The organism is Gimesia sp., from assembly GCF_048260065.1.
Classification (GTDB): domain Bacteria; phylum Planctomycetota; class Planctomycetia; order Planctomycetales; family Planctomycetaceae; genus Gimesia.
Genome location: NZ_JBLXHC010000040.1, coordinates 1 through 10,151, shown reverse-complemented (window position 1 = coordinate 10,151; position 10,151 = coordinate 1). Strand labels below are relative to the sequence as shown.

Annotated in this window: 8 protein-coding genes; 5 read left to right on the top strand and 3 right to left on the bottom strand. The window is 50.6% G+C overall.

Annotated elements, in window-relative coordinates; translation table 11 throughout:
• Nucleotides 1-408: 408 nt before the first annotated feature.
• Complete coding sequence (locus ACN0YN_RS31025; protein WP_417388747.1) at nucleotides 409-555, bottom strand: cobaltochelatase subunit CobN; 147 nt, start codon at nucleotides 553-555, stop codon at nucleotides 409-411.
• A gap of 3 nt (nucleotides 556-558) precedes the next feature.
• Complete coding sequence (locus tag ACN0YN_RS31020) at nucleotides 559-810, bottom strand: hypothetical protein (protein WP_417388746.1); 252 nt, start codon at nucleotides 808-810, stop codon at nucleotides 559-561.
• A 706-nt stretch (nucleotides 811-1,516) separates the two neighbouring features.
• Between ACN0YN_RS31020 and ACN0YN_RS31015 the strand changes: the two genes are divergently transcribed.
• The 5 genes from ACN0YN_RS31015 to ACN0YN_RS30995 all read left to right on the top strand — a co-directional run bounded on the left by ACN0YN_RS31015 (nucleotide 1,517) and on the right by ACN0YN_RS30995 (nucleotide 8,593).
• The gene (locus tag ACN0YN_RS31015) at nucleotides 1,517-2,083 is read left to right on the top strand and encodes an ECF-type sigma factor (RefSeq protein ID WP_417388745.1); all 567 of its coding nucleotides are present in this window, start codon (nucleotides 1,517-1,519) and stop codon (nucleotides 2,081-2,083) included.
• A gap of 117 nt (nucleotides 2,084-2,200) precedes the next feature.
• Complete coding sequence (locus ACN0YN_RS31010; protein WP_417388744.1) at nucleotides 2,201-2,593, top strand: hypothetical protein; 393 nt, start codon at nucleotides 2,201-2,203, stop codon at nucleotides 2,591-2,593.
• A gap of 303 nt (nucleotides 2,594-2,896) precedes the next feature.
• Complete coding sequence (locus ACN0YN_RS31005; RefSeq protein ID WP_417388743.1) at nucleotides 2,897-6,466, top strand: protein kinase domain-containing protein; 3,570 nt, start codon at nucleotides 2,897-2,899, stop codon at nucleotides 6,464-6,466.
• Nucleotides 6,467-6,473: 7 nt separating this feature from the next.
• Complete coding sequence (locus ACN0YN_RS31000) at nucleotides 6,474-6,827, top strand: hypothetical protein (protein WP_417388742.1); 354 nt, start codon at nucleotides 6,474-6,476, stop codon at nucleotides 6,825-6,827.
• A gap of 146 nt (nucleotides 6,828-6,973) precedes the next feature.
• Nucleotides 6,974-8,593 carry a leucine-rich repeat domain-containing protein gene (locus ACN0YN_RS30995; protein WP_417388741.1) on the top strand — a complete coding sequence of 540 codons (1,620 nt, stop codon included), beginning with the start codon at nucleotides 6,974-6,976 and terminating at the stop codon, nucleotides 8,591-8,593.
• Nucleotides 8,594-8,785: 192 nt separating this feature from the next.
• On the opposite strand, the gene ACN0YN_RS30990 is transcribed toward ACN0YN_RS30995, so the two are convergent.
• On the bottom strand, nucleotides 8,786-10,009 hold the full coding sequence (locus tag ACN0YN_RS30990; RefSeq protein ID WP_417388740.1) for a tyrosine-type recombinase/integrase: 1,224 nt from the start codon (nucleotides 10,007-10,009) through the stop codon (nucleotides 8,786-8,788).
• Between the last annotated feature and the right edge of the window lie 142 nt (nucleotides 10,010-10,151).

Below are 10,151 nucleotides of genomic sequence, written 5' to 3'. Positions count from 1 at the left end.
CAGTAGCCACGTGGGGGGCGGGGGATATCATGGCGTTTACAAAGCTTTGCCAGCCCGACATCAGACAGCCCAAATTCCGTCGCCAGGCGAGAGGCTGGGACGGACCAGATTTGTTCGTATAGTTGCTGCCGGGAGAGCTCTCTGTCTGACATAATTCTAACACCCTTGCAATTATTACTGAAAAGGTGTTGTCTATTTTGCCAACTGTGTCACGACAGTCAAATATTTTCTGGGGTGTGGGCAGTCCGTATCAACCCGACCACCTGTGAGGCCCTCTGGAGCGATTTGGGAAGCAACAGGCCTCAACAAGGCCTTGAGCAAGCAGAAGGGCAGCAAGGGCCGTAGATCGCAGGCATCATTTTGTATATATCAACATGATCAAGCTCGTTGAGATTGCAGAGCAGGTCATCAGAGAGCAGGGGGACAGTATCCGGTCGGACACCACTGCCGGGTTCCGATCGGGGCTGTTGCCGGGGCCGGGGGGACGTACTTACCGTTGAGTGCCACGAGGAGGTTGTCGACTTCGTTGTGGGTATGCTCGAACGCATCATACAGAGTTTAGACCAGATGCAGTCCCTTGGTGACTTTTTCGGGAAACAGTCCTTGCAGGGGCTTTTTCACGACTAACTGAACGGCTTCTTCCGGAGAAAACTTCTGATCCAGCAGTAGCGTGAGGATCTCGTCGGATTTCCTGCAGAGATATTTCTGCTGGTCATCCGGGTTCAACGCTTTTTCCAGAGGGACTGTCACCACTTCATTCAGGGCATCGCGAAAACGCTTGCCCAGGCAGGTCACAATCCAGAGATGCATCAGGTTGCGGGGTGGTGCTTCCCCCAGGCGATGGCCTCGTTCAAAAGTTCTTAAGGAATCGTCGTATATTGATCCAGAGAGTCAGTGAACGGTCAAACGCAAAGGTGTGCTAAAAACGATGACCAGTCGGCCGGCGTTCCTGACCGCCCCGGCACATCGCATCCGTTTTGTGTATCTGACCAACCACAGTTCCTGGTTAAACCAGATCGAAACCGTGTTAGTTAGGCTGTTTGGGCGCAGTTTATTGACTCCAACAGCGACTTCATTCTCAAATCGCTGTACCAGAATGGAAAAGTCATTTCGTATGGCGATGATCCCATGTGTTTCATTGCCGAATGGACTGAGCCCTTCCCTGATGCGAGTACTCACTCGAAAATGTCTGGAATGTCATGACAAACTGCAGGGTTCGCTACCAAGTGTGTGGTACTCTTCTCCTGTTAGACTCGAAATCTTTTATTCGTATCCAGAATGGTAGTAGAACTAGGTACGAGAAGTAGAGCCGGTTAGTTAAACAAAATATTCACATAGAAATCAACGGACTCGTTGATAAGATAAAAGATAACCAGTACAAAACGAAGGGAGGAACGTTTCACTTTTTATGTTCCGTGCCCCTGTCAAGGATGGGCGACACTCTTGTCCCAACGGGGAGTCCCGCTTTGTTTTGAGAATCTTCAAGTAAACCCCGCTACGAAAGTCTGTTTCTGCGATGTCTGAATTCACTGACATGATGCACGCCATTCAGGCGGGAGACCAGGCTACCGCGGAAAAAATGCTGCCTCTGGTCTATGATGAACTACGAAAACTCGCAGCAGATTATTTAGCGAAAGAACAGTTCGGGCATACCCGTCAGGCTACATCTTTAGTCCATGAAGCCTATCTGCGACTGGTGGGAAACGATGCGGAATGGAACGGAGAAGGACACTTCTTTGGTGCGGCTGCGATCGCCATTCGCCGTGTGCTGGTGGAAAATGCGCGGACTCGTAGAAGTCTCAAACGGGGAGGGGATGCGATGCGTCTTGAACTGGACGATGTGAACCCCGCCATTTCTCCTGAACCGGTAGAAGATCTGATTGCTCTGGATGAGGCACTAAACCGGCTCTCCGCAGTGAACCCACTAACCACAGAACTGGTTCAACTTGTTTATTTTTCGGGGCTTACGCTAAGTCAAGCTGCGGAAGTGATGGGAATCTCGCCCCGCTCAGCCGACCGCCAGTGGGCGTATGCAAAGGCCTGGCTTCGACGGGAAATTCGCAATAAATTTGAAGATTCCTGAAAATTTCTGGCGTCCCCTACGGCCGCACTACGCACTGAGTGGTAGCGAGGTTCAAAGAGACACACTAGTCATCTCTTTGTTCTATATACCGTATTCCCTGCTATGCGAGGTCGATCCGTGTCAGTTCAAACCAGAAATATGCTCTCTCTGTTGGCGATCCTTCTGATCCTCACTACCTTACCCGCCGACGAAATAGATGGACGCGTGCCGTTTCGTATCACATCTTGTGACGAAGAACTAAATTCAAAGATGATCGAACAGAAAGTCATTGATGCCGAGCAGTTTGAAGAACATTACAATCCGCTGCAGCGGAGTAATTACCCGGAGCAGAACCTGAATCGAGTTATCATGATTCTGGCTAACGCAGGACCAGATCTGGGACGGATTGGAAAGAGCGAACTGGTAGTCGCCCGGGGGGAATTCAAGGGGCGTGTCGAGACAGCGATGAAATCGATAAATGAACTATTTGAAAATGAGAAAGTAAGCCCACAGACGTCGGCTGTACAATGATCGGGTTTCCCTGAAGCATGTTTGTTATCCTTGGGAGCACCTCAAAAAAAGATCGCTGGTCACAATAGGTCTCTGCAGAGTCGAACGATCATGAATGCAACAGAGAGTGCAGAGGTGAATGCCGATGGTCGGTCTGTCTCTCACAACGTCTTTTGTTTCTTCGAGTCAGACTCAACTGCATAATAGTGTTCATTCATGAATTTCGATAATTTGTGTTAACAGCTTCCACCATACGATAGATGATTCATACCTGACACGAGTATTGAAATCGATCAGGGTGAGTCACTTAAAGAAAAATTGAATATGAACGAACAGGAAATATTTAACGAAGCGCTGGAGATCGAAGATGTTCCGAGTCGATCTGCGTTTCTCGACCAGGCATGCGGCGATGATCGACTGCTGCGAAAACAGGTGGAAGCTCTACTTGACGAATACGAGCGATCGGGAGAATTCCTGAAGATTCCTGCCGTGGATCAAATCAGAAAAGCAAACGATGTGACGCGTGTTGCCTCAGACGATGACATTCCTCTTAATAGCGACCTGGATCTGAGTTTTCTGGAACCGCCAACAGTTGAAGGTTCGCTGGGGAGCCTCTGCCATTACGATATCCAGGAACTGATCGGTCGGGGCGGCTGCGGGATCGTGTTTAAGACGTTCGACCAGCGACTGCACCGGATTGTTGCTATCAAGGTTATGACACCGACCATGGCTGCTACTTCCCCTGCCCGCAAACGGTTTTTGCGCGAAGCCCGGGCCACCGCGGCGATTCGTCATGAAAATGTCGTCAATATCTATGCGGTCGAAGAAGCTCCTCTCCCCTTTCTGGTCATGGAATTCATTGACGGCAAAACACTGCAGCAGGTGCTCGACGAAAATGGTCCACTCGAACTCCCAACCATCTGTCGACTGGGACAGATGATTGCCAACGGACTCCAGGCGGCACATCAGCAGGGCTTGATCCACCGTGATATCAAGCCGGCAAATATCCTGATCGAATCAGGTACAGGCCAGGTCAAGCTCACCGATTTCGGTCTGGCCCGCGCGGCGGATGACGCCAGCCGATCCCAGAGCGGCATTATCGCCGGGACCCCGCTGTACATGTCCCCCGAGCAGGTTCAGGGCGTCAGACTCGATCAGAGGAGTGATCTGTTCAGCCTGGGCAGCATGCTGTATGTGATGTGTACCGGACGGGCTCCCTTTCGTGCTCCATCAACGCTGGCCGTACTCAAACGAGTCGTTGATGAGCAGCCACGCAATATTCAGGAAGTCATTACGGAAGTCCCTGACTGGCTGGTGTCTATCATTCAAAAACTGCACGAGAAAGAACCTGAAAAACGTTTTGCTTCGGCACAGGAAGTCGCTGACCTGTTAGCGGGTACTCATGAAGAAATCGCGTTGAATATCCCTCTCGTGGAAGAGTCTCCTGAGAGCTCGAAGCGAATGCATCGGGGACTGTTCCCCTGGATGAAGTTCGCAGCGATTCTGATTGTGCTGCTTTCGAGTTTCGGCTTCACCGAAGCAACCGGCATCACCAATGTGCGGGGAACCGTGATTCGCCTGTTCTCGCCTGAAGGGATGCTGGTGATCGAAGTTGATGATCCCGGTGTCAGCATTTCCATCGATGGACAGGAGATGGTGATTACCGGTGCCGGCGTCAAAGAACTTCGACTGAAACCGGGACAATATCAGCTGCAGGCGACCAAAGATGGAGAGGTCCTGCAGCAGGAACTGGTCACCATCACCCGGAACGGGCGACAGGTTGTGCGCGTGAGCCGGGAAACGGCAGCTCAACCGATCGATTCAAAGGTCGTTGATCCCGACCGTCGTGCTGCGGAATATGTCCTCTCCATCGGGGGAAAAGTACGTTTGAACGATGACAGCCGTCACGGAGAGAGAAAACTCATCGCATCGATCAAGGAACTCCCTGACAGTCCCTTTCGCCTGACTCACGTCGAGTTGATCAACCTGAAGAAGGTTACCGATACCGGCATGGCTGCATTGCGAGGTACAAAGAATCTTCGTTTTGTAAACTTAGCTTATTCTCCTGAATTCACCGATGCGGGTCTCGCACACCTGAGTGACAATCGTGGATTGCAACGGCTTGATTTATGGGGGACGAATATCACAAAGAAGGGACTGGAATATTTTGCCGACTTCCCCGATCTGCGTGATCTGAGGCTGGGGGATACGCAACTTTCAGCAGAAGATCTCTCGATTTTGAAGCGATATGCAAGTCTGCAAAAACTCGAGATGTTGATGCTCTCACTGACCCAGGCGGATGACAGTACACTTGCGATTCTGTCTGGTGCCTCCCAATTGAGCCAACTGAATCTGGAACAGACCAATATCAATGATGTCGGCCTGGAGTATCTGGAGCAGAATCGTAATCTTCGCAACCTGTACCTGGACAAAACCCAGGTAACGACGGAGGGCATCAGACGTCTCGCTCAGGCATTGCCCGAATGTGATATCGACTGGAGAGAATTGAGAGCGCCCAACACGTCGCAGGGGCACTGGACACCTGATGCAGGGCAACTGAAATTTTTTGACGAAGTAGCCCGCATGAAAGCGACAGACCAAGTTGTCGCGGTGTCTCAAAAGTTGATGGAGGTTAATCCTGGTTTTGATGGTAAACTGGAGGAAACCATCGAAAACGGTCATGTTGTCGGTCTGTCCTGTAATGGTGGGCCGCACATCTCAGCGGTCTGGCCGGTACGAGCATTATCAAGACTAACCTCATTCAGATGTGGTGGGCCACATCTGACACATGGGAAACTGAAGGACCTTTCACCACTGGTCGGATTGCCGTTGACCAGAATGGACATCAGTAATTCCAGTGTTTCCGATCTCACGCCTCTAAAGGGAATGAAACTGGATCACTTGTATGGTGCCCACACCAGGATTAAAGACCTGTCCCCGTTAGCGGACATGCCGCTCAAGGTTCTGTTTCTCTGGAGCAGTCCGCATGTGTCGGATCTGTCTCCGCTGAAGGGGATGCGGCTGACCAACCTGAACCTGGATTTCACTCAAGTGGCCGACCTGTCCCCTCTCCGGGGAATGGATCTGACGCATCTTGCAGTACACCAGACTCATGTCAGCAGTCTGTTACCGTTGAGTGGGATGCCCCTGCAGGCGCTCTACTGCAGTAACACGGGCATTTCCGATTTATCGCCACTGAAAGAAGCTGCACTGACCACACTTCACATTGAGAATACTCAGGTTTCCGATCTGTCACCACTCGCAGGCATGCCTTTGAAAGAATTGAGTTTCGAACGAACCCTGGTCTCCGACCTGTCACCGCTGGAGCATATGCCATTGGAACAATTGACATTGAGCCTGCCGCTCTTTGAGAAACAGGATGAACGACTTTTATTCCAGTTGCCCCTGAAACGGCTGGGAAGGGATGCCCATGAAATACGCGAAGCGGGTGATTTCTGGAGTCAGTATGCCGCACAACAGAGCGCCGTCGAAGCATTCGCATCCGCTTATGCTCAGGAACCTGCCAGCGTACGGACCAAAGCAATCCTTGGCAAACTTCGTGAAGACGCGAACGGAGTCGGCCTGGTGCCGGTCATTGAAGAGGGCGTCGTCATTGAGGCGACTCTGACTCTGGCTCCCGAGTCTCATGACATCTCATCCCTGCGCATGCTGAACTCGCTCCGCAAACTCACCCTGAAAGGGGGGCCTCCCACACTCGATCTGTCCCCTATAAATTCTCTACCGATCGAATCGCTTAACTGCAGTCCGCAGCAAGCACTCCGCAATCGAACATGCTTGGCAGAGATGACATCCCTGACTACGATCAACGGACAGCACAAGCTGGAATATCTGCAAAGTTTTCAGTCTGGGATAAATATTTTACCAGGCAAATAATCCACGAATGCAGCCCAAATTATTACTCTGCTTTGTTTGCAAAACAGATATTGAATTTCAAATGGGCCAAACTAAGCGTAGGCACTGGCGCAGCCTTTGGTTGCAATTACTTGTGTCGGATGCTGACCAGCTTGCTGCAATTCTCCCGGAGCTTGTGGCAGATCTGATTGCCTTCGATGAAGCCCTCAACAAGCTTGCCACTGTCAATTCTTATGTGGCATATATTGTTTCTCAATATGGGTTTACGATTCGCCAAGCGGGTGGCGTTCTGAGCATCACTTCCTGCTCCACCAACCGGCTCTGGGGCTATGCCAAGGCTTGGCTGCGCTGGGAACTTCGCGTCAACCACCAAAATTCTTGAAATTTCTTGGCGAAGACTGCCGCAGTTTTACGCACTGATTATTAGTAAGCGAGATTTATGTTCAGAGATTTGCTTCAGCAACATAGTCATATGGCTCTCTTCATCACGACAAATTAAGTTCAAAGGTTCAGACTATGGAGACGGGAATGATATTTATAAATAATCTTTACCGACAAAAGACAGTAATCGTTGTGTTGCTGGTATATTACAGTTGCATTGCGTGGCCGATCACCAGTTGTGCTGGCGATCAAGCGGGAAAGCCTACATGGCAACCGACTGCAGAACAGCGAACATTCATTGATGAAGTGATCCGACTACCACCAGAACAACAAGTCTCCCGGGTGACGCGGAAATTGGTCGAAGTAAACTTGGGTTTCAAGGGAAAAACAAGTTATAAGATTAATGGCGGTCGAGTTCTTGAATTCGGATTTAATTCCGATCATGTGAGCAAGATCTGGCCAATACGAGGTCTGCCTGATCTTACCGTACTCCGGTGTGCGGGAAGTTTTCGGCAAAAAGGAATTCTCAACGATCTGTCCCCATTAGCCGGGATGAATCTCGTTCACTTAAATTGCCTGGACACGAAAGTTGCTGACCTAGCTCCCCTGCGCGGAATGTCGATCGTGCATCTGGACGTCTCCAGAACCAATGTCTCCGATTTGTCGCCTCTTGAAGGGATGCCACTAGAACATCTGGATTGTTTTAACACATTGGTTTCCAATCTATCTTCATTGAGGGGAATGCCCTTAAAGTGGCTGAATTGCTTTCGCACGCGGGTTACTGATTTAAAACCACTGACAGGGATGCCGTTGCGGAAGCTCGACGCATCTCGGACGAAGATTAAAGACCTGTCGCCGCTGCGTGGAATGCCGCTGACGTCGGTGCAATGCACTCACACAGCGGTAGCCGATCTGTCACCGCTGAAGGGAATGCGGTTGGAGTTACTTCGGTGCCAAGGGACAAAAGTGTCAGACATCTCCTTCATCAGCGAGATGCCCCTCGCTACTTTGACAATCGAAGAAACACTAGCGAACGAAAATGTATCACTGCTCCGATCAATCTCGACGCTCAGGCTTGTTAATAATCAACAGGTAAAATCTTATCTGGATAAATTACAGCCTAAGTCCCCTCCATCTCCTCCTTCCGCCATGGTCGTGGACGAACAAGACAAGCCAAAATCAACCGAACTGGATTCCGCAAAGCAAGAGTTCAAGGATCGTGCAGATTCTGCAATGAAGACAATATACGCTCTGTTCGATAAGAAAAAGGAAGCCGCTGTTAAGGGGGGAGACACACATACTGTAAGAATTCTTGATAATCAGCGTGAACGATTTACCCGAGACCGCATCCTACCTACTGTAGTACCAACAGACCGATTTGAAAAGGACATCTTGGGAGCGGTTCATTCGATTCAAAGAGAGTATCAGAAGGCAATCACCAACAACGGACGTAATGGAGGAACTGCAAATCAGTCTGCCGCACTGAAAGCGGAAGTCGATCAATTGATCGCCCCGTTTCTCTTCGACGGCCGTCGGGTATTCAGTTACAAAACTGGTGGTTTTATCATTCAACCTAACGGTGAGTGGCGAGAGTTCAAAAAGAAAGGCTGGTACGATACGTTTCGGGAGGTCAAGCGAAAAAAAGATTACATTGAAATACGAAGTAAGACAAGAGATGTGTCAATTCGCTTCTACAATGGTCGCAGCTCACTGAAAGAGGGACCATATCCCTGGCGACATTTCAAGAGTGGCATCTGGGTGCAGTGAAAAATCGAGAATCAACTGTAACACTAATCCATTTAATATTGTGCAAGTCACGTAGTCATCACGTTATTCATGGATCTCGACATCCGATAAGAACTAGCAGACAATCTTTTCTCAAAGCGCTGTAGTTCGCTGAAGGATTCAGTGTCCGCATATCGGGTCAACTACAAAAGTGGTTTTGAAGTTCAACATAACTTACATCGTTCTCAAGTCAGACTTGTCCTTGACGATCCCCAGTTCGCGACCCAGCCAGGCGATCGCCTCGTTCAAAAGTTCTTGAGGGACCGTCGTGTAGTGGATTTCGGCCACAGTCTGCGGGGCGTGATCGAGAAACAAACTCTGAAGTCCCTTGTAGTCTCGGTTGCCCCGCAACAGGGAAGCCGAAGTTTTCTTGCACGCCTTTAGAGTGAACTCGATCTCCGTCTTTTTAGAGAGTCTCCGGATCGCCAGTCGCACGGCATCGGTCTTCTTGTACTTTCCGCCGTTTATGTCCTCAGTCCGGAGCAGTTTCCCTTCACGGGTTAGTAGTACATGATCCGGATCGTCGCTACGTTCTTGCTTGAGAAGCTCGAATGTCTCCGGCCAAAGCGGATACGATACTACGGGCACGTTCTCGCAGTTACCTGTTTTGCTCCGCTTCCGTGTGATGATCCCCTGCTTCCAGTCAACTTCATTGGGATGGAGTTCGGCCATATCGATCTGGGTCATGGCCGAGTTTAAACCTAACAGAAGATAGAGCTTGGTCCGTGGACTGGCTTTTTCCATCAGGGTCTTGATTTGCTCGCGAGTGAGAACTTTCACTTCGCGTGGGGTGACCGAGATCCGCAGGTCCTGCTCGTTTATATTTTTGGGCAGCATTTCCAGATGCGAGGTGTTCTTAACGAGCCAGCGGACGAACTGCTTAAAAACAGCAAATACGTTATGAGCGTAATGGTCGCTCATTTGTTTGGCCGCGACTCGCCCCAGCAGATGGTTGTAAAGACCCTGGACGGTATTGTGGTCGATTCGTGAGACGGATGTGCCACTTCCAGCAAACTCCATGATGAACTCAAGGTGCGACCTCGACGTCTCAGCCCACGCAGCCGAGAGTTGCCCCGCAGCAAATTTGGCACGTTTCTGGACTAGGTATTTCTCGACGTTCGCTGCGAACGTGTCCTGGGTGCTCGCCTCGCCCAGGCGACGATTCTGGGTCTCCAGCCGGTCTTGCCACTGGGTGTGCTCGTAGGGAGCCGGACCGCTGACTTGTATGACCGGCTCTAAGCCAGCTTCTTGATACACCGGCTTCATTCGCTCATTGATCTCAGTGAGCAGCGCGGGGCCGTTGAAGGGCCGATCTGACCACCCGAGCGGTGGGGGAGTCAGCATGGCCAGTCGCTCTTTCAGAGCCTTGATCTTGTCTCTCGCGACAGCGGCGGTCATTCCTTCGCCAACGTTCCACAGGCACACTTGCCCATCAGGCTGCCTCAGTAGACTTCTGGCTGGATATTAGAGCGCGTCACATTTTAGTCTAGCGCGAATGCGGTAAGTCTGGTAGACTGGTGAAGTCTCATTTCATGGAGGA

Excerpts from the sequence above, each read along its gene's own strand:
- ACN0YN_RS31020 (WP_417388746.1), bottom strand. The coding sequence starts at position 810 with ATGCATCTCTGGATTGTGACCTGCCTGGGCAAGCGTTTTCGCGATGCC.
- ACN0YN_RS31015 (WP_417388745.1), top strand. The coding sequence starts at position 1,517 with ATGTCTGAATTCACTGACATGATGCACGCCATTCAGGCGGGAGACCAG.
- ACN0YN_RS31005 (WP_417388743.1), top strand. The coding sequence starts at position 2,897 with ATGAACGAACAGGAAATATTTAACGAAGCGCTGGAGATCGAAGATGTT.
- ACN0YN_RS31000 (WP_417388742.1), top strand. The coding sequence starts at position 6,474 with ATGCAGCCCAAATTATTACTCTGCTTTGTTTGCAAAACAGATATTGAA.
- ACN0YN_RS30995 (WP_417388741.1), top strand. The coding sequence starts at position 6,974 with ATGATATTTATAAATAATCTTTACCGACAAAAGACAGTAATCGTTGTG.
- ACN0YN_RS30990 (WP_417388740.1), bottom strand. The coding sequence starts at position 10,009 with ATGACCGCCGCTGTCGCGAGAGACAAGATCAAGGCTCTGAAAGAGCGA.